The sequence below is a fragment of the Amycolatopsis sp. NBC_01480 genome, assembly GCF_036227205.1.
In the GTDB taxonomy this organism is placed as follows: Bacteria; Actinomycetota; Actinomycetes; order Mycobacteriales; family Pseudonocardiaceae; genus Amycolatopsis.
Window position 1 is genome coordinate 8937281 of the sequence record NZ_CP109442.1, and the last position, 22929, is coordinate 8960209.

Consider the following 22929-nt stretch of genomic DNA (forward strand, 5'->3'; position numbering starts at 1 on the left):
AGGAGACGCGCCGGGCAGCCCGGCGCGCGGAGGCAGGGGCAGACATGATCGAGGCACACCAGCTGACCAAGCGGTACGGGGAGAAGACGGCGGTGGACCGGCTGGACTTCACCGTCCGGCCCGGCATCGTCACCGGGTTCCTGGGCCCGAACGGGGCCGGCAAGTCCACCACGATGCGGATGATCCTCGGGCTGGACGCGCCGACCAGCGGGTCGGTCACCGTCAACGGCCGCCGGTACGCCGAGCACAGCGCCCCGCTGCAGGAGGTCGGCGCGCTGCTGGAGGCCAAGTCCGTCCATCCCGGACGGTCCGCTGTGGACCACCTGCTGGCGCAGGCCTACACCCACGGGATCCCGCGCCGCCGCGTCGACGAGGTGATCGAGCTGGCCGGGCTGCAGTCCGTGGCGAAGCAGCGGGCCGGCAAGTTCTCCCTCGGCATGGGCCAGCGCCTCGGCATCGCCGCGGCGCTGCTGGGCGACCCGGCGACGGTGATGCTCGACGAGCCGGTGAACGGGCTCGACCCCGAGGGCGTGCTCTGGATCCGCAACCTGCTCACCGGGCTCGCCGCCGAAGGCCGCACCGTTTTCGTGTCCTCGCACCTGATGAGCGAGATGGCGCTGGTCGCCGAGCACCTCATCATCGTGGGCCGCGGCCGGCTGCTCGCCGACACCACTGTGGACGAACTGGTCCGCGAGGCCGGCGGCGACACGGTGCAGGTCGCCACCGCCGACCCGGCGCGGCTGCGCGAGGTGCTGGCCGGACCCGGCGTCGGGATCACCGGCCAGTCCGGCTCCGAGGAGCTGCAGGTGACCGGGCTGACCGCTCGCGCCATCGGCCTCAAGGCCGCCGAGCACGGCATCGCGCTGTTCGAGCTCACCGCGAGGACCGTCTCGCTGGAAGCGGCTTTCATGGACCTGACCCGGGATTCCGTGGAGTACCACGGCACCACCACCGGCATCGAGACGCTCGGGAGGGCGGCATGACCACCACGACTCCGGCCCCGCCCGCGCCGGTCCCCGCGCAGGCTTCCCGCCCGGTCTACAAGGTGACCGGACGGCGCGTGCTGCGCTCGGAATGGGCGAAGCTCTGGTCGCTGCGCTCCACCTGGATCACCCTCGGCCTCGGCCTGGTGCTCCTGGTCGCGATCGGCCTGATCGCCGCGGCCCAGTACCACTCCCGGATCACCTCCGGCGAGCGCATGGACCGCGACTTCGCCCAGGCCACCGCGGTCAGCCTCTCGCTGTTCGGCATCACCTTCGCGCAGCTGGCCATGGGCGTGCTGGGCGTGCTGGTCACCGCCGGCGAGTACTCGACCGGCATGATCCGCTCCACGCTGGCGGGCGTCCCCCGCCGGCTCCCGGTGCTGTGGTCCAAGGCCGCGGTGTTCGGCCTGGTCGCCCTGGTGGTCGCCCTCGTCGGCGTGTTCATCACCTTCGTCTTCGACAGCGGCATCGTCTCCGACACCCACGCGGCGATGACGCTGTCCGGCACGGGCGTGGTGCGCAGCCTGCTGGGCGCGGGCCTCTACCTCGGCCTGGTCGGCGTCCTCGGCGTGGCGCTGGGTGCCCTGCTGCGGTCGGTCGCGGGCGGCATCGCGGTGCTGGTCGGCCTGCTGATGCTGATCCCCGGCCTGATCTCGCTGCTCCCGACGAGCTGGCAGGGTGACATCAGCCCGTACCTGCCGAGCAACGCCGGCGAGTCGATGTTCGCGCTGACGCACGACTCGACCACGCTGTCCCCCACCACCGGGCTGCTGGTCTTCCTCGGCTGGACGGTGCTGGCCCTGGCCGGCGCCGCCTACCGGCTGAAGCGGACCGACGCCTGACGCGAGTCCCCGCCGGCGCGGTGTCGAGTGCACCGCGCCGGCGGGGACTCGTCCACAATGAGCAGGTGAAAGCCGTGAGCAGCGACGACGCCGCCGGACCGGGCCCCGGGCCCGCACCGGTGGCGACCCATCCGCTGCTCACCCGGCTGACCCAGGCCGGCCAGCGCCTGCGGCAGGCGGACGGGCGGCATCGGTGGGTGCTCGACACGGCCGTCACGATCGCCGTGTTCCTGATGACCTGCCTGCCGGACCTGATCCATGACGGCGATGTCGTCGAGCCGCGCGGTCCGCGCGAACTGCAGATCGCCTTCGCGCACCTGCCCCTGGCCGGCACGCTCGCGCTTCAGATCGCGCTCGTGCTCCCGCTGCTGTGGCGGCGCCGGGCGCCGGTGCCCGCGTTCGGCGTGATCGCGGCGGCGTTCCTCGTCCAGTGGTCGCTGGACGTGTTCCTGCGCGCCGATTTCGCCCTGCTGATCGCGTTGTACAGCGTCGCGGTGCACGGCCGGCTCCGGCAGCTGCCGTGGGTGTGCGCCGCCACGCTCGGCGTGATGGTCCCGCTCGCGGTCAAGGTCTCCGCGGTCTTTTCCTTGTGGGAGTCCCTTTTCCTGGTGCTGTGCGCGGTGACCGCGGCCGCCGCGCTCGGCCTGGCGGTGCGGATCCGCCGCACCCAGCTGGCCAGCCTGCGTGAGCGCACCGCCATCCTCGAACTCGAACGCGACCAGCGCAGCAAGCTCGCCGCCGCCACCGAGCGGGCCAGGGTGGCCCGCGAGATGCACGACATCATCGGCCACAGCCTGTCGGTGATCATCACCCTGGCCGACGGCGGCAGCTACGCGGCGGAGACCCGTCCCGACCGCGGCAAGGAGGCGCTGCGGCTGGTCGGCGACGCCGGACGGCAGGCGCTCGGCGAAATGCGGCGCATGCTCGGCGTCCTGCGCGAGCAGTCCGACACCCCCGAGCTCAACCCGCAGCCCCGCATCGCCGACCTCGACGCGCTGTGCGCCCGGATCCGCGCGGCCGGCCCCGTGGTCGTCTACCAGTCGGGCGGCGACCTCGACGCGCTGGACCGCGGGGTGCAGCTGATGGCGTACCGGATCGTCCAGGAAGCGCTCACCAACACGCTCAAGCACGCCGGGCCGCGGACCCACGCGCACGTCCAGCTCACCGCGGAGGACACCCGGCTGAGCATCCGCGTGCACGACACCGGGACGCCCGACCAGGACGGGCCGCCCGCGCGCTCGCCGGTGGAGGGGCACGGGCTCGCCGGCATCCGGGAACGCGCGGCGCTGTACGACGGCACCGTCTCCGCCGGGCCGGGACCCGGCGGCGGCTGGACCGTGCAGACCGTCCTGGACCTCAGTCCTCGTGCTTCCGGTGGTGCGGCGTGACCACCGTCCTGATCGTCGACGACCAGCCTTTGCAGCGCTTCGGTTTCCGCATGCTGCTGGAGGCCTCGCCCGACACCGAGGTGGCCGGCGAGGCCGCGCACGGGGCCGAGGCCGTGCGCCGGACCGCCGAGCTGCGTCCCGACGTCGTGCTGATGGACATCCGCATGCCCGGCATGGACGGGATCGAGGCGACCCGGCACATCGTGGCCACCGGCGGGCGGTCGCGGGTCCTCGTGCTGACCACGTTCGACCTCGACGAGTACGCCTATGCGGCACTGCGCGCGGGCGCCAGCGGGTTCCTGCTCAAGGACGCGCAGCCGGAGGAATTGCTGGCCGGCATCCGGGCCGTCGCCGTCGGGGACGCGGTGATCGCGCCCGCCCTCACCCGCCGGCTGCTTGACACGTACGCCCATCGCCTGCCCGACGGCACCGACGCGCGGGGAGGCCGCGACGATCCCCGTTGGCTGGCTCTCAGCGAACGCGAGCGGGAGATCCTGGTCGCCATCGGGCAGGGCTGGACCAACGGCGAGATCGCCGAGCGCCTGGTGCTCTCGGAGTCCACGGTGAAGACCCACGTCGGCCGAGTGCTGGCGAAAATCGGGGCCCGCGACCGGATCCAGGCCGTGATCGTGGCCTACGACCTCGGCCTGACCCAGCCCCGCGGGCCGGCCTGACCGGGCTCGTGCTTACTGAGCGGCCGATCCCGTTGTGGCCGATTTCCCCGGCCACAACGGGATCGCCGGTCATTCCGCGGAGACCGCGCTGAGCGCCGAGGCGAGCCCGTCGGCCTTCAACGGCCGGGAAACGTACAACTGCGCGTACAGCCAGCCTTCGGACTCGAGCCCCTCCGGGTCGACTCCGACGCCGTCCAGCGTGGCGAGGATCTGGGTCTGCTCCTCGTCGGAGGCGAAGCGCCGCTGCCGGAAGACGCCGTCGATGCCCGCCGTTTCGTAGCCCAGCTCGGCGAGGCGCTCCGCGACCGGCTCGTAGGAGAACATCCGCAGCACGAAATGCGCCATCCACGGCCGTGAGCCGCGGGCGATCCGGTCGATCGTCCGCTCGGTGACGTAGCCGACGCAGCCGGTCGACACGACGAGGTCCACCTGGTCCAGCAGCGCCTGCTGCGCCGGATCCGCGTCGTCGCGCTCGAAGTCCGCGCGGATGGTCTCGTCGAGGAATCCCGCGGACTGCGCGTATTCCAGCGCCGGTCCCGACGCGTCGAGGCCGAAGAACCGGGCCCCGTCGGGGGTCGCGTGGGTCCGCACCAGCCGTCGATCGCGCTCGAGCAGTGCCGGGCGGTCGAGGTCCGCGACGCCGGGTTCGGTGTACTGCGCGTAGAGGTCGTCCAGGCTGGTTTCGCACCGCAGCAACGCGGCGTTGACGCCGTACGAACAGCCGACGTCGAGCACCGTCGGCTGCGGAATTCCGCGCTCTGCCTGATATTCCTCGATCAGTTTCGTGAAATACGGCTTCGCGAGCTGAGGAATCTGGTAATCCACGCGATTCAGCGTGCCGAAGTACGGTCGCGGGTCGGGCGCGGTGTAGATGTGGTCGAACGAGATCTTGCCGGTCGAGTCTAAAGGCACGGGCCAGGCTCCTCGATCTGGTCGAACAGGGCGTCGCCCCACACAGCCTGACCAGCAGGATTCCGGGCCGGACCCTCACCTGGCCGGCTCCGGGCTGCCGCTCACGCCGGGGCGCTCGCTGACGGCGAAGGTCGCGGGGTCCCAGCGATCCGCCAGTACCACCGTACTGACCGGGGGCAAGTCTTCGGTCTGATCAAGGCTCTTGTGCCGGCCGACGCCAAACGCTAGGGGCAGGGCGGCTGGTAAGCCCGCTCGGGCAAGAACTGGTGCCAGTCCGCGGCGGTGATGGCGGGAGTGGTCTGGCAGATGCGGCGGGCGGCGGAATCGAGGTCGGTTTCGCGCAGCAGCGCGGTTCCATCGTCGCTCGCGGTGGCCGCGGTGTGGCCGTCCGGGCCGAACGCCACCGACCAGACGCGGTTGGAGTGCCCGGTGAGCGCGGCCAGGAATTGTGGTGACCGAAGGTCGGAGACGTCCCAAAGCCGCACGGTGTGGTCGTCGCCGGCGGTCGCCACAGTGTGTCCGCCAGGGCTGAACGCGACGGAGTAGAGGTGGCCGGTGTGGCCGGTGAGGGTGCTCAGCGCTTGCGGGTGAGCGGCGTCGGTGATGTCCCAGAGCCGGCCGGTCCGGTCGTCTCCGCCGGTGGCCATGGTCCGCCCGTCCGGGCTGATCGCGACCGACCAGACCGGGCCGGCGTGCCCGGTGACCCCGGCCAGCTGACGCGGCCGGCCGGGGTCGGTGACGTCCCACAGCCGGACTGTGGCATCCCATCCCGCGGTGGCCATGATCCGCCCGTCCGGGCTGACGGCCGCCGAGTAGACGGGGCCGACCTGGCCGGTCAGGGTGGCCAGCGGATGGGGGGACGCGGGATCGGCGATGTCCCAGAGCCGGACCGTGGCGTCGCTGGAGGCCGTGATCACGAAGCGCCCGTCCGGGCTGAACACCACCGCGTTGACGGTGTTGCTGTAGCCGGTCAGAGTCGCGAGCGCCCGCGGGTGGGCCCGGTCGGCGACGTTCCACAGCAGGACGGTGTGGTCGTCGCTGCCGGTCGCGAGCAGGCGCCCGTCCGCGCTGAAAGCCACCGATTGCACCTGGCCGGTGTGGCCGGTGAGCACCGCGAGTTCCGCGGGATGGGCCGGGTCGGCGACGTCCCACAGCCGCGCGGTGTGGTCGGCACTGCCGGTGGCGGCGGTGCGCCGGTCCGGGCTGAACGCTGCCGAGTAGACCGCGCCGGCGGAACCGGCCAGTGCGAAGGCGGGGCCGGGGTGATGCGGGTCGGCGAGGTCCCAGAGCCGGACCGTGCGGTCCCAGCTGGAGCTGGCCAGGGTGCGCCCGTCCGGGCTGAAGACCGCGGACCAGACGATTTCGGTGTGGCCGGTGAACACGGCGCCGGTGTGCGGGTTCCGGGGGTCGGTGACGTCCCAGGTCCGGACGGTGCGGTCCTGGCCGGCGGTGGCCAGGGTGCGTCCGTCCGGGCTGAACACCGCCGAATAGACCTTGTCCGTGTGGCCGGTGAGCGTGGCGAGCCAGTGTGGCTGGGACCGGTCGGCGACGTCCCACAGCCGGGCCGTCCGGTCCTGGGACGCGGTGGCCAGGGTGCGCCCGTCCGGGCTGAACGCCACGGCCCGGACCCGGTCGGTGTGCCCGGTGAGGGTGGCGAGCAGCCGGGCGTGGGGCGGGTCGGCTACCTCCCACAGCTTGGCGGTGCCGTCTCCGCTCGCGCTGGCCAGCGTCCGGCCGTCTGGGCTGAAGACGGCCTGGTACACGCGTTCCGAGTGGTCGGTGAGGGTGATCAGCGACTGCGGCCGGTCGACATCGGTCACGTTCCACAGCCGGATGGTGTGGTCCTCGCCCGCGGTCGCGACGAACCGCCCGTCCGGGCTGAAGGCCACCGAGTAGACCCGGTCGGTGTGGCCGGCGAGCTCGGCCCGCTCGCGCGGGTGGGCCGGATCGGTGATGTCCCACAGGCGGACGAGATGGTCCCGGGCAGCGGTGGCGAGGATCCGTTCGTCCGGGCTGAACGCGACCGAGTAGACCTCCTCGCGGCCGTCGAGGGTGGCCAGCTCGCGCGGGTGATGGGGATCGGCGACGTCCCACAACCGCGCGGTGCGGTCGTCACTGGCCGTGGCCAGCAGGTGCCGGGTGGGGCTGAAGGCCAGCGCGTTGACGCCGTCGGTGTGGCTGGTGAGCTGGGTGGCATACGGCGCCGCGAAGGTGCTGAGCACGGTGCCGCGGGCTTCCGCGGTCGGCGCGAGGCGGTAGGCGGCGAGCCCGAGCTGCGCGGCGAGCGCGGGGTTCGCGGTGCGCAGCGCATCGCTTTGGCCGGCGACTCGCTGGGAGATCGCGATGTCGCGTTCCGCGGAGGCCTGATTCTGCGCGTGGACGGCGTACCCGGTGGTGGCGGCGGCCAGCAGGAGCAGCACGGCGAGGAGCGCGACCAGCTGCCGGAGCCGGCGGTTGCGGCGCCGGGCCGCCGCCTGATCGGTCTCGTCGGCGGTGATGCTCGCCCGGAGGAACTCGCGTTCCCTCGCGGTGAGGGACAGGTCGCCGGCCCGGTCTTTCGCGATGCCCAGCCGGGTGCCCCGGTAGAGCACTCCGGGATCGCGGCCCAGTGACTCCCAGACGGCGGTGGCCTCGGTCAGCCGGCGGTGGACGCGCAGGCTCTCCCGGTCCTCGGTGAGCCACTCGCGCAAGCGCGGCCAGGCGGTGACGAGGGATTCGTGGGTGAGGTCGACCGTGTCGGCGTCGATGGTGACGAGGCGGGCTTCGGCCAGGCGGGTCAGCACGGCGCCGGTGGCGTCGTCGGCCGGCTCGAGTTCGCTGCGGTGGATGCGGCGCTTGGTGTTCCCGGTGCCGTCGCCGAGGGTGGTCAGGCGCAGGAACAACTGCTTGACCAGCCGCTGCTGCCCGGCGTCGAAGTCCGCGTGGATGTCCTCGGCGGTCTGCGCGAGCGCACCCTGGATCCCGCCCGCCGCAAGGTATCCGGCCAGCGTCAGCGTGTTTCCCCGTCTTCGGCGCCAGGTCTCCAGCAGCACGTGGGACAGCAGCGGCAGCACGCCCGGCCGTCCGCCCGCCTCCGCCACCAGTTCCGCCAGCAGCGCGCCTTCCACGGCACAATCGGCGTGGACCGCGGGCTGGACGATCACGTCCCGGAGCTCGGCGGTGGTCATCGGCCCGACCAGCACCTGCGCGGCGGAAACGGCGGCCGCCAGCTCGGCGTGCTCCGCGCAGTGCAGGTAGAAGTCCGCGCGCATGCCCACGACGATCCGCATCCGGCTGCCCGCCGCCGTGGTGCGCAGCAGCGCGTCGAGGAAACCGGCCCGCTCGGCCGGATCGGCGCACAGCGTGAACGCTTCCTCGAACTGGTCCACGATGAGGACGAACTCGGCGCCCTCGGCCCGGCCGGTCAGCGCCTGGGCGGCGAGCCGGCGCAGGTTCCGGGGATCGTCCGCCAGCTCGGCGAGCACGGCCGCGACGGTCGACCGCACCAGCGGCGCCAGCCGGATCGCGCATTCCTCCAACGGATGCGCGCCAGGCGACACCAGCACGACCTCGGCGCCGGCACCGAGCCGCGGGACCAGCCCGGCGCGCAACAGCGAGGACTTCCCCGCCCCGGAAGCACCGACCACGGCCACGAACCGATGCCCGGCGAGTTTCGCGTCCAGCTCGTCCAGTAGCCGGTCCCGGCCGAAGAACCGGTCCACGTCCGCGGGTTGCAGTGCCACCAATCCGGCGTACGGCGCCACTTCACCGGCGGCCTCCGTCGCGACCGAGCCGCCGCCCGCCACCTCGGCCGCGACGGCATGCCACCGCCGTTCCCACTCGCCGACGTCACCGTGACAGGCCCGGACATACGCCAGCGCCACCGCCAAAGTCGGCAGCCGCCGGCCCCCGGCGGCGTCGGACAGCGTTCCCGCCGCGTAGTGCGCCCGCTGCCCCAGCTCCCGGTAGGTCGGGCCGCCCGCCCTTTCCCGCAACCGCCGCAAACCTGCGGCGAACTGGGAAAGCACATCCCCGCCCGGATCCAGCGGACGCTCACGACGTGGCACGACCGGCCCCCTCACCCCGGCGTTCATTGTTCGGACCTTGTTGTTCCGGAGCCAGCCATCGACACAGAACAACCCGGAAGCACTACACAGAGGCTCTGCCCGCTACGGGCTGCGACCGAGATAGTGCGCAGGGGGCATTGTCATCGGTTGGCATCGCACCGGCCTGACCGGCAGCCGCCGGATTCCGAACACCGTATGAAGGGGAGGATTCGTATGTTGAGACGCATGAGCTTCGCCGTGGGCCTGCTCGCCCTGATCGGCTTGGCGCCATCAGGAGTCGCCGCGGCGTCGAGTGGCGGCACGACGGCCCCGCAAGAGGCCTGCGCGGTCACCAGCGCCTACGGCCACTCGGGCTACTACCTCTGTGGCTCGACCCCCGTCGAATTCCAGTGGGACACCGGGCTGGTCGAAGATGTCGTCGTCGGCTCCGACTATCACGTCTACCACGACCCAGGCTCCGGCTGGGCCCGCATAGGGAATGGGGAGGCCAGCCACACCCTGCCGCCCGCCAAGGTGGGGATCGGCACAAACCACAGCAACACCATCGGGGTATTCGGCACAACTGGCCTCCATTACTGCTCAACCGGCAATGGCTACGGAGGCTGGACTGGCTGGGTCTACTGCCCATGAAGACGATCCACAGGCGAGCCTGGATGATGCTCGCGGCAACCACGATCTTGACCGGCAGCACCACAGTGGCGGTCAGCACCCCTGCGGCAGCCGCCGGCTACTGCGGCCAAGGGTGGCAGGACAGCCAGACCGTGGCCGGCGGCATCAAGATCGATTCCGGCTTGCGGACAGGTGCAGTGCTGAGCTGTCACATCAACGCAATCGCCTACACAACTGACGCAGGGATAATCTTCGACTGCACGTCTGCCGGATGGACCTTCGTGGACGACGAATACCAGCAGCATGCACGAGGGTGGGTGCCCAACGGCAATCTCTACTTTTACGAAGGACTGCCCGGCTCTTGCTGATGGCATGACAGTGCACCTCACGAGACCAAACTGACGGAGACGGCAGAAACCCGGACCGCCAGGCGCATCGGCGCCTGGCGGTCCTTTGTCATGCCGGCCCGCTGGAGCCGGCGGATTCCGGACAGCGGTCGCTGATCTACCAGCGAACGGCGCCGGGCCTCAACGACGTGATCACCACACCGTTGCGCACGGGTGTTGCGGGGAAGGTGATGATCGTCGGGGTCTACCTCGGCACGGTCGGTGCGCTCTCCCCCACTGACGTCGGGGTGGTCGATTTCTGGGGCCTGGCCAACCCGGTCGGCGCCCGGTTCACCTTCCCGACGCTGAAGCCGGGCCACTCCAAACCGCTCGGCAACGCGTGGCTGCTCGCCGATTACGCGGAACCGGGCGCGCCACTGGATCCCGCGGGCAACTTCATGCTGCGCGGCGACGTCACCGCGCCGCAGGTGGCCGCGGCCCGGCACGCGCTCGGCTGCGGGGACCTCGCCGAGATCCAGCGTTCGACCCGGGAACCCTTGTCGTTCAAGCGGTTCTGGGACAACCTGACCGGCGCCTGGCACCGGAGCCAGGTCACCGTCCCGCCGGACCCGTTCGAAGCCGAGCGCACCTTCTGCGGACGGCCGTGACTCCCCGTCAGTCGCCCCCGCGCCAGCGGAGAACCTCAAGGGCGACACCGACTTCCAGCGGATGCTCGGCGAGCGGGCGGGGCAGCAGCCGGTCCGCGCGGTTGAGCCGCCGGAGCAGGGTGTTGCGGTGGGTGAACAGGCGCGCGGCGGCCTTCGAGGTGTTGCCCTGCTCGGCGATGAACGTGCGGACTGCCTCGGTGACCTCCGGCGCCGCGCCTTCGAGGTCGCCCAGCGTCCGCTTGACGAAGCGGTCGGCGCGGTCCGGGGCGCTGGTCAGGAGCGCGACCAGCTCGACCTCGTCGTGTGAGGCCAGCCGTTGGACCGAGGTGAGCCGGGCCAGCATCTGCTGGGTGGTGAGGGCGTCGAGGTGGCTGCGGCGGAAGCCGTCCACCCCGGGCGCGGCCGGGCCGAGGGCGATGCGCACGGCCGGCAGCTGATCCAGCGCGGCCCGCACCTCGTCGATGTCCGGACGGCCGTGCACCCACACCCACCGGGACGCGGCACTCGCGAGCACGCTCAACGGGCGCATCTCGCCGACGGCCGCGGCCAAGGCGTCGGCGGCGCGGTCCAGCTCGCGAAGATCGGCGTCGGGATCGTCGGTCCAGATGACGGCGGCGGTGTGCGTGCGTTCCAAGGCGTAGCCCAGCCGCGTCTCGGCGCGCAGGCGGGTGATCGGCGCGCCGTCCAGCAGCAGGGCGACGATCTCGCGGCGTTCGGCGTGCGTCCCGCGGGTCAGCTCGCCGCGCTCGGCTCGCATCCGGGCGGAGATCGAGGCGACGGTGGCGTCGACGAAGGCGGCGATGGACCGCAGTGAGACGTCGAGGAGGGCGCGTAGTTCTTCGGTGTCCGTGGTGAGCGAGCAGGCGATCTGGATCCAGAACCGCTCCGCCACGCCCTGGCCGATCCGGTAGGCGTCGAGCGAGGATTCGTCGAGGCCGCGCCGGACGAGGTCGCGGGCCACCCCGAGCGGTGCCTCGCCGTCGTTCGCGCGGACCGGCACGCCCGGCGCGCGGAGGTTGGCGGCCGCCCAGAACACCAGGTTGGACCGGTTCGTCCGCCGAGTCGCGGCGGCGAGCACCGGATCACTGGCGATCGGCTCCATGGCCGCGCTGGTGAGCGTGGCCTCGTCCAGCTCGTCCAGCCACTCCGGCGGCGGCCGGAGCGCGATCTCGGCACCCCGGCGGATCAGCTCCTGCACCCGGGGCGACGGCGGGTCCCACGACATGGGGCCAGCATAGCGGTGCATTGTGCACCATAAGACGGTTGACAGAGTGCAGATTGTCCGCTCCGGACTCTGGCTTGGCTCCGGGGTCCCGGATCGGGTGGTCCGGGCCGCCGGGCCGACCAGTCGCAGGCTCGCGGGACTCGGGTGACCCGGTCCCCCGGGACGACCGGTCGTAGGCTGGCGGCATGCAGATCGGATTCGGCGCTTCGGTTTCCGGCGCCTGGGCCACCGCGGACAATCTGGCCCGCTTCGCCGAGCGGGCGGAAGAGCTGGGCTATGCGTCACTGTGGACTTTCCAGCGCCTGCTCGTCGGCACGGACCAGAAGCTCGCGCCGGTGTACCAGAGCGTGCTGGACCCGTTGGTGGCACTGGGTTTCGCCGCGGCTCGCACGTCGCGCATCCGGCTTGGTGTCTCGGTGCTGAATCTGCCGTTCGTGTCGCCGGCCTACCTGGCCAACCAGGCCGCGACCCTGGACCTGCTGTCGGGCGGACGGCTGGACCTGGGCCTCGGCGTCGGCTGGTCGGCCGCCGAATTCACCGCGACCGGCGGCTCGACCGCCCGGCGCGGCGCACGCACCGAGGAGTACCTCCAGGTGCTGCACACGCTCTGGGCGGACGAGGTCAGCGAGTTCGCGGGCGAGTTCTACACCGTGCCGCCAAGCCGCATGTTGCCGAAACCCGTGCAACGCCCCGGCCCGCCCGTCCTCCTCGGCGGCGCTGTTCCCGCGGCGGTAGCCCGAGCCGGCCGGATCTCCGACGGCTGGCTGAGCGCCAGCGGCACAGACCTCACCGGCATCAGCGCCCAGATCGACATCGCCCGCGAAGCCGCCTCCGAAGCCGGCAAGGACCCGGCCGCCCTGCGTTTCGTCTGCCGCGGCGCGGTCCGCGCCGGCGCCCCGGTCGCCACCCCGGACGGCACGCGCCAACGCCTCTCCGGCAGCTACGAGCAAATCCGCGAGGACGCCGCCTGGCTCGGCGAGCAAGGCGTCACGGAACTGTTCTACGACCTGAACTGGGATCCCCAGATCGGCACCCCGGCCGCCGACCCAGCCGCGGCGACCGCCCGAGCGGAGGAACTCATGCACGAACTCGCTCCCGGCAACGGCTGAACCACAGCTCGACCTGCTCGCGGCTTCCACCGGCCGTCGCGGATCTCCGTCGGATGCCCTGAAGGCCACCTTCAGAGACCTGCATGCCGTCATGGTGGCCTTCAGGGCGAAGCTGCCGGCTGGTGCACTGTGCACCACGATCGGGTGAAGCCTGAGGCCGATTCCCCTTGGCCAAGAGCCGCCGGACACCGCACGATGCAAGGGCCGACCACCACTGCTGGGAGTTGCCGCCGATGTCTTCTGCCTCCACGTCGCCTGTTGCCGAACACTTCGACGTCTTGATCGTCGGGGCCGGGATCTCCGGGATCGGCGCGGCGTACTACCTGCAGCGGGATCATCCGCATCGCTCGTTCGCGCTGCTCGAGGGGCGCGGCGCGATCGGGGGGACCTGGGATCTGTTCCGGTATCCCGGCATCCGGTCGGACTCCGACCTCTACACGTTCGGCTACGAGTTCAAGCCGTGGCGGGACGCGGACTCGATCGCGGACGCCCACAAGATCCTCGCCTACCTGCGGGAGACCACTGCCGAGCACGACATCGACCGGCGGATCCGGTTCCACCACAAGGTCGTCGGCGCGTCCTGGTCCTCGGAGCAGGCCCGCTGGACAGTGGACATCGAGCGCACCGACACCGGCGAACGCACCCAGCTGACCTGCGACTGGCTGTTCAGCGCCGGCGGCTACTTCCGCTACGACGAGGGGTTCACCCCGCAGTTCGAGGGCCGCGAGCGCTTCGCCGGGACCATCGTCCACCCGCAGCAGTGGCCGGAAGACCTCGATTACGCGGGCAAGCGCGTCGTGGTGATCGGCAGCGGGGCCACCGCGGTCACCCTGGTGCCGGCGATGGCGCCGACCGCCGGGCACGTCACCATGCTGCAGCGGACCCCGAGCTACGTCCTGCCGGTGTCGAAGAGCGACGCCCTGGCCGTGCGGCTCAAGAAGATCTTCGGGGACGAGCGCGGGCACGCCATGGCCCGCTCGTTCGGCGCCTTCCGGCAGCGGGCGATCTGGCGGTTCACCCAGCGGTTCCCGAAGGCCTCGCGGCGGCTGATCCGCTGGATCACCGCCAAGCAGCTGCCCGCGGGCTACCCGGTCGACGTGCACTTCAACCCGCCGTACGACCCGTGGGACCAGCGGTTGTGCCTGGTCCCGGACGGCGACCTGTTCCGCTCCATCCGCACCGGCGAAGCCGACATCGTGACCGACCGGATCGCCACCTTCACCGAGAAGGGCCTGCTGCTGGAGTCCGGCCGGGAACTCGAGGCGGACGTCATCATCACCGCCACCGGGCTGAACCTGCAGCCCTTCGGCGGGCTCGACCTGACCGTCGACGGCGAGCCGGTGCGCCTCGAGGACACGGTGACCTACAAGGGAATGATGCTCTCCGGGGTGCCGAACCTGGCCTACTCCATCGGGTACACCACCTCGTCGTGGACGCTGAAGGTCGGCCTGCTCTGCGAGCACTTCTGCCGGCTGCTCACGCACATGGACGCCCACGGCCACACCGTCTGCCGCCCCGAGCCCGCCGACCCGGACATGCCGAAGCAGCCGTTCATCAACTTCGGCGCCGGCTACGTCCGGCGCGTCGTGGACCAGCTGCCCCGGCAGGGCAACCGCGCGCCGTGGCTGACCTCGATGGACTACCACTCCGACGCCAAGCAGCTGCGCCAAGGCAGCGTGGCCGACCCCGAGCTGCACTTCTCCCGCGCCACCCAGCCCGCGCCCGTCGCGCGCCCGGCCGACGCGGTGACCGGCTGATGCCCGCCGCCACCGGCGACCGGTTCGCCGACCTCCCGGCCGGACCCCGTCTCTGTTACCGCGTCGAAGGTCCCGAGGACGGGCCGCCGCTGCTGCTGATCGCCGGGCTGGGCCTCGACCTCACCTCGTGGCCGCAGCAGCTGGTCGACGGGTTCACCGGCCACGGCTTCCGTGTCATCCGCTTCGACAACCGCGACGCCGGACGGTCGAGCCGCATCGCCACCCCGGCGCCCGGCCGCCTGCGGCAGTTGCTCGCCCGGCCCCGGCCCGGCGCGTACGACCTCGGTGACCTGGCGGCCGACACCATCGGACTGCTGGACCACCTCGGCGTCGAACGCGCGCATCTGGCCGGGATGTCGATGGGCGGCATGATCGCCCAGACCGTCGCGGCCCGGCATCCCGAACGCGTCGCCACGCTCACTTCCATCTTCTCCACCACCGGCCACCCACGCGTCGGACAACCTGCGCGGTCGACGATCCTGCGCCTGGCCAAGCCGCCGGCCCGGACCGCCGAGGAGTCGGCCGAGCGGCACCTTTCGCTGCTCTCGCACATCGGCTCGAAGACGTTCCCGCCCGACGAGGCGCTCGAACGGACCTGGGCCACCGGCGCCTGGGAACGCAGTGGCGGCGTCAATCCCGGAGTGCCGCGCCAGATCAGCGCCATCCAGGCCTCGGGTGACCGCACCGCCGAGCTGCGCCGCATCACCGCCCCGACGCTTGTGGTGCACGGCGACGCCGACCTGATGGTCCACCCGAGCGGCGGCCGGGCCACCGCGCAGGCCATCCCGGGCGCCCGCCACGTCGAAATCACCGGTCTGCGCCACCATCTCCCGCCGGGGGTGCTCGACCGCCTGGTGGAACTGACCACCGGCCTGGCGCAGACCGCCGAAGCGCCGAAAACCCGTTCAGGAGGCACCCGATGAGCAGCGTGCGCGGCAAGGTCGCCGCCGTGACCGGCGCCGGTTCCGGCATCGGCAGGCAGCTGGCGTTCGAACTCGCCCGCCGCGGCGCGCGGCTCGCGGTCTCCGACGTCGACGACCTCGGCCTCGGCGAAACCGCGGACCGCGTCAAGGCGCTCGGGGCCGAGGTCCACACCGCGCATCTGGACGTCAGCGACCGCGCCGCCGTCGAGGCCTACGCGTCGGCCGTCGCGGAGCATTTCGGTGTGGTGCACCAGATCTACAACAACGCCGGGGTCAGCGGCGGGCGCGGCGGGGTGCTCGACAACGACTGGGCCGACTACGAACGGGTCATCGGGATCAACCTCTTCGGCGTCATCCACGGCACGAAGGCGTTCCTGCCGCACCTCATCGCGTCCGGCGACGGGCACGTGGTGAACGTCTCCAGCCTCAACGGGATCATGGCGCAGCCCTCGCTCAGCGACTACTGCGCCGCCAAGTTCGGCGTCCGCGGCTTCACCGAGAGCCTGCGCGCCGAGCTGCTGCTCGCCCGCCACCCGGTCGGAGTCAGCGTGGTCCATCCCGGCGGGGTCAAGACCAACATCGCGAACGCGAGCGTCGAGCGTGCACGCAAGCAGGGAAACCTGACGCCACGCGCCGAAGCACGAGCCCGCGTCTACAACGAGAAGCTGCTGAAGATGCCCGCCGAAGAGGCCGCGAGCATCGTGCTCGACGGCGTCGAGGCGGGCCGCCCGCGCATCCTGGTCGGCAACGACGCCAAGGCCATCGACCTGCTCGTGCGGCTGTTCCCGCGGCTGTATCCGAAGGTGGCCGTCCGCTTCGAGCGGCGGACGATGACGTCCTAGGGAGGCGAGTTTCGGCTGCCAGGTCCGGCACGGAGGCGAAGACCCAGGCGATCAGTGCCACGCCGAGCGCCGCCATCACGCCGAACGTCGTGTGCCGGCTGGTTGCGTCCCCAAGACGGTACCCGCGAGAAGCCCCAGGGACAGGGCCGCCGGTGTGCCGGGGCAAGGCGACTGAGATCGCCTTGCCCCGGGCGTTCTCGGGGACCAGCCGGACGATGCTCGCGCAGCCGACGGTCTTGATCCTCGGGTCAGCGGCCCGCGGATGCGCTCTCGGGCTGTCGGGATCGGCGCAGGATGTCGAGCGCCGCCGTCCGGGATACGACCGGCCGGTAGCCGAGGTCCTTGACGGCCTTGTCGGTGCGCAGGGTGCAGGTCTGCCCGATGAACCAGCGTGCAGGCACCGGAACGGCCTGGGCCGCGGTGTCGAGGTCGATGTCGGGAATCGGGGTGTCGACGCCGTAGATGTCGAAGACGGTCTGCATGAACTCGCGGAAACGCACGGGTTCCTGGTCGGTGATGAAGTAGGCCTGGCCGGGCTCGCCGTGCTGCCAACCCCGGAGCAGGCCCTCGACGGCGTTGTCGACGAAGGTGATGTCGGTCGTGTGGCGGCCCCCGTCGATCCACGAGAACTGGCCTGCCTCAGCCATGGCGGCGAAGCCGTCGGTAACCGGGCTTCCGGCACCCCAGACGAATTTGGGGCGGATGGAGACCGTGGTGAAGTCCTGCGTGTTCGCGTCCAGCACGATGGCCTCAGCCCGCGCCTTGACTGCGCAGTACGCCGCGGGTGAGTCCGGCCGCAGGGGCGCTGTTTCATCAACATCGACGAGCGGGGCGCCGGCCAGCAGCGCGGCCTCGCTCCCACAGTTCACGAAACGGGCAACCTGGGCATGGCGTGCGGCTTGCAGCGCGGCCCGGGTCCCCTCGACGGTCACCAGCTGATGCCTGGCGAGGTCGGCGTCGAGATCGGTCTCGGCCGCCAGGTGGAACAGCACCTCGCTGCCTGACACCGCGTCGCGCCATGAAGCGGGCTCGGTCAGCTCGCCCCGCACCGGTTCCGCGCCCAGCGCCGCGACAGTGCCCGCTGCCGTCGCGCTCCGGACAAGAGCTCGCACGCCGTGTCCCTCGTCCACCAGCCGACGGATCAGCGCTCGCCCGATGAACCCCGACCCGCCGGTGACGAAAACCTGCGCCATTTCAACCTCCTGATTGCGTTCGTGCACAGCGCCCGATGCGGGCGCCCGAGGTGTTCAGCGACCAGCGGCCTCCGGACCTTCCCATCGCGATATTCATAGTTCCGAGACTTGGCATAGAATCTGTGTATGGCATCCCTTCGTGCGCTCGAATGCCTGGTCGCGGTCGTCGACTGCGGATCGATCACCGAAGCCGCACGGCTGCTGCACCTGACCCAGCCTGCGGTGTCGCACCAGCTGGCCGAGCTGGAACGCGAGACGCGAACCGCGCTGCTCAACCGCCGTCCGCGCGGGGTAAGCCTGACCCCGGCAGGAAACGCCGCCCTCCCGCATGCCCGCCGGACGCTCGAGGCCGCCGCGTCGGCCGTGCGCTCGGCTCGCGCGGTCGGCGACGGCACCGGCGGAAGCCTGCGCGTGGCGTGCGCCCAGAGCCTCACCGTGCCCCTCGTCGCCCCGGTCCTGCGGGAATGGCACCGCAGACGCCCGCACATCGTCGTCAGCCTGCGCGAGTCCGCCGTGCTCGCCGAGCTGCTCGGCTCCATCGACACCGGCGCAGTGGACATCGTGCTGCTGCCCGCGCCGGTCCCGCAGGGCTACGTGACCAGCATGGTCGCCGAGGAGGAGATCGTCCTGACGGCACCAGCCGAGCACCGTCTGGCCCGGTCGGGCGACGTACGTCTGCAGGAACTCGACGGCGTGCCGCTGGTGCATTTCGCGCCGGACAACGGACTGCGCGATTGGCTGGACCGCTCATTCGCCGATGCCGGGGTGCGACCCGAGCCGGTGATGAGCACCGCGATCACCGCAGCCGCGCCCCAGCTCGCAGCCGCCGGCCTGGGCGTCTGCGTCACCCCGGTGAGCGCGGTGAGCGCCGGCCTTCCCGCCGCGATCCGGTCCTTCTCGCCCAAGTGGGTCAGGCAGCTGATCGCGGTGACACCGGCCCGGCCGGATCCGCTCTCCGCCCGCTTCATCACCGACCTGCGCACCCGCGGCGTACGCGTGCCCCGCGACGTCGCCCGACAACTTGCCGGCGGCGACCACGACGCCGACGCTCACACCTGATCGAACCCGCAGAGGCGCTGGACCGGCGCCCTCAAGCCGTCGCCTCCACAAGCCCGACTGCCGTACTGGGGCCTGGCGCAGTGGCTGGAATGCCGCGCGGGAATGTCGCGCCGGAATGTCGCGCGGGAATGTCATAGTGGAGTGGTGCACGAACTCCTCTTGGACCATCCGGTCGTCGCGAGTGTCAAGGACGAGGCCGGGCTGCGCGCGGTCACCGAGGTGGAAGCACCGGTGGTGTTCCTGCTCTTCGGGTCGATCCTGACGCTGCCCGGGCTGGTCGAACGGCTGCGCGCGGCCGGGAAGACCGTGCTGGTGAACGTGGACCTGATCGAGGGACTGGTCAGCCGCGACATCGCAGTGGACTTCGTGGCCGAGCGGACCGAGGCCGAAGGCGTGCTCAGCAGCAAGGCGGCCATCGTGAAGGCCGCGAAGGCGCGCGGCCTGCTCGCGGTGCACCGCTTCTTCCTGGTGGACTCGTTCTCGTACCACAATCTCGGCAAGCAGCTGGCGATCTCCCGGCCGGACTACATCGAGATCCTGCCCGGCTGCGTGCCCCGGGTGATCACCTGGCTGCGCGCCGACACCGAAGTGCCGATCATCGCCGGCGGCCTGGTCTGCGACAAGGACGACGTGCTGGCCGCGCTCGGCGCCGGCGCGACCGCGATCGCTTCGTCCAATGTGGACGTCTGGTCCATGTAGGGACCCCGGCGGTGCCTCCGAAAAGCGGGCCGCCTCACTCCCCCTTCGAGGCCAGCCAGGTGAACAGCGGGTCGGTGTGGCCGGGCAGCTCCCGGTACACCTCGCCCAGGCGCCGGTAACGCTCGTGGGTCGCCGGGTCCGGCACGAACTCCGCCCCCGGCGCGACCAGCGCCGCCGCCGCCTCGTCGAAGCCGCCGAACAGGCCGAGGCCGACACTCGCGCAGATCGCCGCGCCCAGCTCCACCCCGCCCTGCGCACGTCGCGCGGGCCGGTCGAAGGCGTCGGCGACGATCTGCATCAACACGTCCGAGCCCGCGCCGCCGCCGGAGACCAGCACCCGGGAGAACTCCGTGCCCAGCTCCGCCGCCATGGCGTTCCCGTTGCCGTGCAAGGTGAGCGCGATCGCCTCCAGCACGGCCCGGTACAGGTGGAACGGCCCCTGCCGGCCGTCGAACCCGAGGAACGCGCCACGCCGGAACGACGCCTCGACGGGTGCGAGCCAGTCCAGCACCGCGATGAGGCCATCGGACCCCGCGGGCACGGTCGCCGCGCCCGCGTTCAGCCACTCCTCGTCGCCCAGCAGGTCGCGCAGCCAGCTGACCGTCCACATGCCACGCCGGATGCCCTCGCTCTCGTACAGGTACGAGTGCGGCCGGCAGGCGAAATTCGTCCAGAACGCCTTGGCGTCACGGACATTCCGCGCGCCGGTGGTCATGCCGGCGATGTAGGTGCCGAGGGACAGCAACAGGGTGCGGTCGTCGGCGAGACCGCTGCCCAGCGCCTCGACTGCCTTGTCGTTGGCGGTGGCGAAGACCGGCAGCCCCTCCGGCAGCCCGGTGTGCGCGGCCGCCGCGGCCGTCACAGTGCCGAGCCGGTCGCCGGGCTGCACCAGCTCGAACAGCATTTCGCGTGGGACCTCCGGCTCCGGCACCCAGTCCCAGGTGTCGGTGTCGATCGGCCACACGCCCTGGTAGTTCGCCGCGGTGTCGCGGAACTGCCCCGTCATCCGCGCGGTGATGTAACCCGACGAGGTGGTGACGTAACGGACGTCCGGGTTCGTGTGCTCGTACGGCCGCGACACGCGCTCGTCCATCCAGCTCAGCACGGGCTGGGCGAGCGTGCCGTCGGCGCGCAGCATCGCGCGGCAGAACCGGATCGTGCACAGCCCGACGCCGAGGATCTCTTCGGGCCGCCCGTCGAACGCGTCCAGCGCCGCGCGGGTGGCCGCGCCGATCGAGTCCCACAGGTCGTCGTCCGGGTGCTCGACCACGCCCGGTCGCGGGGTGTCGTTGGGCCGCAACGGAACCCTGGCCCGGGCATGCACCCTGCCGTGCTCGTCGAAGACGGTGACCTTGGTGCTCTGCGAGCCGTTGTCGATCCCGAGCAGGTAGCCGGTCATCACCGGTCCCCGGCCGGGAAGATGGTGCCCGGGTTCATGATCCCGTTCGGGTCGTAGGCCTCTTTCAGCTTGCGCAGCACCGGGTACGCGCTGCCGTGCTCCTGCTCGGTCCACGGCGCGCGGTACTTGCCGATGCCGTGGTGGTGCACCATCGAGCCGCCGCGGGCCAGCGTCTCCTCGACGATGATCGCGTTCAGCGGGATGTGGTACTTCGTGATCTCCTCGCGCGGCTCGCAGTTGATCCGGTAGTCGTAGACGAAGTACATGTTGGTGCCGGTCTGGTAGCTGTGCGAGGAGTGCCCGCCGAGCATCGTCAGGTCCTCGAAATGCGGGTACTCCTTGGTGATCCGGGAGATCACCGCGTCGTAGACGTCGCCGACCACCGACCAGTTCGCCGACACCTCGGTGGTGTAGCCGAGCCGGTGCTCGGCCAGCATGGTGTCCTGCTCGGCCTTGATCTTGTCCGGGCCCCAGTTGAGGTTGGCGAACCACGCGCGGATCAGCTCGGGGTCCACCCGCTCGTGCTGGTACCGCCCGACGATCTCGTCGATCGCCGTGCTCGTCGCGTCCGCGAGCGGGGCGGGCCCCTCGGCGAGGAAAACGGCCACGCACTTGCCGTTCGCGAAGTGGGAGAAGTGCTGCGCGGCGTCCTGCTCGGAGTAGACCCGCGCGACCGACGGGTGGTAGCCCTCGGTGATGACCTGGCGCAGGATCTCGATCCCGGTCCGCACGTCGTCGAGCAGGTAGCCGTGGAAGCGGTTGTTCTCCGGCTGGTACTTGAACAGCTTCACGGTGACCTCGGTGACGAAGCACAGCGCGCCCTCGTTGCCGATCACGACGTGGCGGATGTCCGGCCCGGCCGCGCGGCGCGGCACGTTCTTGATCCGGCTGACCGTGCCGTCCGGGAACACCGCCTCGAGACCGACCACCATGTCCTCGATCCCGCCGTACAGCGTGGAGAACTGGCCGATCGAACGGGTGGCGACCAGCCCGCCCATCTGGGCCAGCGGCTTGGACTGGGGCGAGTGGCCGGTGGTGAGGCCCAGCTCGCGCACCCGGTCTTCGAGCACCTGGAGCGGGACGCCGCACTGCGCGGTGACCTGCATGTCGACCGGGTCGACGTCGAGGATCTGGTCCATTTCGGACCCGTCGAGCACGATCGTGCGCTCGAAGCTGGTCTCGAGGCCGCCCTCGGTGCCGGTGCGGCCGGTGCGCGGCACGATGTTCACGCCGTGCTCGTTGGCGAAAGCCAGCACCGCGGCGACGTCGGCGGTGCTGCCCGCGCGCACGATCGCCAGCGGGAACGGGCCGTCGTAGATGTCGTGCACGGCGGTGTACTTCTTGAACCGGTCGACGCTCGCCTCGCGCAGCAGCCGCTCGTCGGTGTCCACGCGCTCGGGGCCGGCGATCTCGCGCAGCCGGTCGATGATGGCGGTCGTGTCCATGGTTTCCTGTGCTCCGTTCTGGGTGGGGTTCATCGGGTGAGGTAGCCGCCGTCGACGGTGAGGACGTGCCCGTTGACGTAGTCCGAGGCCCGGCTGGCCAGGAACACCACCGCGCCCATCAGGTCGCCCAGCTCGCCCCACCGGCCGGCCGGGATGTGGTCGAGGACGCGCTGGTTGGTCACCGCGTCGGCGCGGGTCTGCTCGGTGATCGGGGTGGCGAAGTAGCCGGGGGCGATGGCGTTGCACTGGACGTTGCTCGAGCCCAGCTCGTCGCAGTACGCCTTGGTGAAGCCGACGATGCCGTGTTTCGTCGCCGCGTACGCCGGGGACATCTGCCCGCCGAGGAACGAGAACAGCGAGGCGATGTTGACGATCTTGCCGTGCCCCTGCTTCGCCATCAGCCGCCCGGCGAGCCAGCCGAGTTCGAACGGCGCGGTCAGGTTGAGCGCGACCATCGGGTCCCACTGCTCCCGACCGAACTCCTCGACCGGCGCCACGTTGCTGATGCCGGCGGAGTTGACCAGGATGTCGACCGAACCGAACGCGTCCACACAGGACTGGACGACGTGGGCCGGCGCCCCCGGCTCGGTGAGGTCGACCTTCACCGTCTCCAGCCGGGTGCCCGCAGCCTCGACCAGGCGCCGGGTCTCGCCGCCGTCGTCCACCACCGTCGGCCCGAACACGTTCGCGCCGGCCTTGGCCAGCGCCACGGTGAACGCCCGCCCGAGCCCGGTGTTGCCACCGGTGACGATCGCGTTGCGGCCGCGCAGCGAGAACAGGTCGAGGGAGAAGTCCTGGATTTCCAACGGAAGGGCCTTTCTTCAGGTACG

Annotated in this window: 20 protein-coding genes; 13 read left to right on the top strand and 7 right to left on the bottom strand. The window is 71.3% G+C overall.

From position 1 onward, the window contains the following. Window positions 1-44: 44 nt before the first annotated feature. The 4 genes from OG371_RS41585 (at window position 45) to OG371_RS41600 (ending at window position 3887) form a co-directional block, all read left to right on the top strand. Window positions 45-983 (top strand): ABC transporter ATP-binding protein, encoded by a 939-nt coding sequence (locus OG371_RS41585; RefSeq protein WP_329062285.1) that lies wholly within the window; start codon window positions 45-47, stop codon window positions 981-983. Next, entirely contained in the window at window positions 980-1825 is an 846-nt protein-coding gene (locus OG371_RS41590; protein ID WP_329062287.1) for an ABC transporter permease, read from the top strand. Before OG371_RS41585 ends, OG371_RS41590 begins: the two co-directional genes overlap by 4 nt. 74 nt (window positions 1826-1899) lie before the next feature. After that, a complete protein-coding gene (locus OG371_RS41595; RefSeq protein ID WP_329062289.1) occupies window positions 1900-3213 on the top strand; it encodes a sensor histidine kinase in 1314 nt (437 codons plus the stop codon). After that, window positions 3210-3887, top strand: coding sequence for a response regulator transcription factor (locus OG371_RS41600; RefSeq protein WP_329062292.1), 678 nt, complete (start codon window positions 3210-3212; stop codon window positions 3885-3887). The genes OG371_RS41595 and OG371_RS41600 overlap by 4 nt, the downstream gene beginning before the upstream one ends. A 69-nt stretch (window positions 3888-3956) precedes the next feature. Here OG371_RS41600 and OG371_RS41605 read toward each other — a convergent pair whose 3' ends face one another. Together OG371_RS41605 and OG371_RS41610 are read right to left on the bottom strand one after the other, a co-directional pair. Next, complete coding sequence (locus OG371_RS41605; RefSeq protein WP_329062294.1) at window positions 3957-4799, bottom strand: class I SAM-dependent methyltransferase; 843 nt, start codon at window positions 4797-4799, stop codon at window positions 3957-3959. A gap of 224 nt (window positions 4800-5023) precedes the next feature. Further along, entirely contained in the window at window positions 5024-8845 is a 3822-nt protein-coding gene (locus tag OG371_RS41610) for an nSTAND1 domain-containing NTPase (protein ID WP_329062296.1), read from the bottom strand. A gap of 225 nt (window positions 8846-9070) precedes the next feature. Here OG371_RS41610 and OG371_RS41615 point away from each other — a divergent pair, with 225 nt between their 5' ends. The 3 genes from OG371_RS41615 (at window position 9071) to OG371_RS41625 (ending at window position 10448) form a co-directional block, all read left to right on the top strand. Further along, window positions 9071-9475: a hypothetical protein gene (locus OG371_RS41615; protein WP_329062299.1), complete on the top strand. Its 405-nt coding sequence runs from the start codon at window positions 9071-9073 to the stop codon at window positions 9473-9475. Continuing rightward, window positions 9472-9822: a hypothetical protein gene (locus tag OG371_RS41620; RefSeq protein WP_329062301.1), complete on the top strand. Its 351-nt coding sequence runs from the start codon at window positions 9472-9474 to the stop codon at window positions 9820-9822. Before OG371_RS41615 ends, OG371_RS41620 begins: the two co-directional genes overlap by 4 nt. Before the next feature lie 167 nt (window positions 9823-9989). After that, on the top strand, window positions 9990-10448 hold the full coding sequence (locus OG371_RS41625; RefSeq protein WP_329062303.1) for a hypothetical protein: 459 nt from the start codon (window positions 9990-9992) through the stop codon (window positions 10446-10448). Between the two features lie 7 nt (window positions 10449-10455). On the opposite strand, the gene OG371_RS41630 is transcribed toward OG371_RS41625, so the two are convergent. Next, entirely contained in the window at window positions 10456-11673 is a 1218-nt protein-coding gene (locus tag OG371_RS41630; protein ID WP_329062305.1) for a PucR family transcriptional regulator, read from the bottom strand. 185 nt (window positions 11674-11858) lie between these two features. Here OG371_RS41630 and OG371_RS41635 point away from each other — a divergent pair, with 185 nt between their 5' ends. The 4 genes from OG371_RS41635 to OG371_RS41650 all read left to right on the top strand — a co-directional run bounded on the left by OG371_RS41635 (window position 11859) and on the right by OG371_RS41650 (window position 16304). Continuing rightward, the gene (locus tag OG371_RS41635; protein ID WP_329062307.1) at window positions 11859-12782 is read left to right on the top strand and encodes a TIGR03619 family F420-dependent LLM class oxidoreductase; all 924 of its coding nucleotides are present in this window, start codon (window positions 11859-11861) and stop codon (window positions 12780-12782) included. Between the two features lie 233 nt (window positions 12783-13015). After that, the gene (locus OG371_RS41640) at window positions 13016-14539 is read left to right on the top strand and encodes a flavin-containing monooxygenase (RefSeq protein WP_329062309.1); all 1524 of its coding nucleotides are present in this window, start codon (window positions 13016-13018) and stop codon (window positions 14537-14539) included. Next, the gene (locus OG371_RS41645) at window positions 14539-15462 is read left to right on the top strand and encodes an alpha/beta fold hydrolase (RefSeq protein WP_329062311.1); all 924 of its coding nucleotides are present in this window, start codon (window positions 14539-14541) and stop codon (window positions 15460-15462) included. Before OG371_RS41640 ends, OG371_RS41645 begins: the two co-directional genes overlap by 1 nt. After that, window positions 15459-16304 (top strand): SDR family NAD(P)-dependent oxidoreductase, encoded by an 846-nt coding sequence (locus OG371_RS41650; protein WP_329062313.1) that lies wholly within the window; start codon window positions 15459-15461, stop codon window positions 16302-16304. The genes OG371_RS41645 and OG371_RS41650 overlap by 4 nt, the downstream gene beginning before the upstream one ends. A 248-nt stretch (window positions 16305-16552) precedes the next feature. Here the strand turns inward: OG371_RS41650 and OG371_RS41655 are convergent, their stop codons facing one another. After that, on the bottom strand, window positions 16553-17524 hold the full coding sequence (locus OG371_RS41655; RefSeq protein WP_329062315.1) for an NAD-dependent epimerase/dehydratase family protein: 972 nt from the start codon (window positions 17522-17524) through the stop codon (window positions 16553-16555). A gap of 99 nt (window positions 17525-17623) precedes the next feature. Between OG371_RS41655 and OG371_RS41660 the strand changes: the two genes are divergently transcribed. After that, window positions 17624-18556 (top strand): LysR family transcriptional regulator, encoded by a 933-nt coding sequence (locus OG371_RS41660; protein WP_329062316.1) that lies wholly within the window; start codon window positions 17624-17626, stop codon window positions 18554-18556. 144 nt (window positions 18557-18700) lie between these two features. Next, window positions 18701-19255 (top strand): glycerol-3-phosphate responsive antiterminator, encoded by a 555-nt coding sequence (locus tag OG371_RS41665; protein WP_329062318.1) that lies wholly within the window; start codon window positions 18701-18703, stop codon window positions 19253-19255. A 34-nt stretch (window positions 19256-19289) separates the two neighbouring features. Here the strand turns inward: OG371_RS41665 and OG371_RS41670 are convergent, their stop codons facing one another. From OG371_RS41670 to OG371_RS41680, 3 genes are read right to left on the bottom strand one after another with little or no spacing between them, the layout of a single operon-like run. Beyond that, window positions 19290-20654, bottom strand: a complete 1365-nt coding sequence (locus OG371_RS41670; RefSeq protein WP_329062321.1) for an FGGY-family carbohydrate kinase — start codon at window positions 20652-20654, stop codon at window positions 19290-19292. Beyond that, entirely contained in the window at window positions 20654-22099 is a 1446-nt protein-coding gene (locus OG371_RS41675; protein ID WP_329062323.1) for an FAD-binding oxidoreductase, read from the bottom strand. The genes OG371_RS41670 and OG371_RS41675 overlap by 1 nt, the downstream gene beginning before the upstream one ends. Window positions 22100-22128: 29 nt before the next feature. Continuing rightward, window positions 22129-22905: an SDR family oxidoreductase gene (locus tag OG371_RS41680; protein ID WP_329062324.1), complete on the bottom strand. Its 777-nt coding sequence runs from the start codon at window positions 22903-22905 to the stop codon at window positions 22129-22131. Between the last annotated feature and the right edge of the window lie 24 nt (window positions 22906-22929).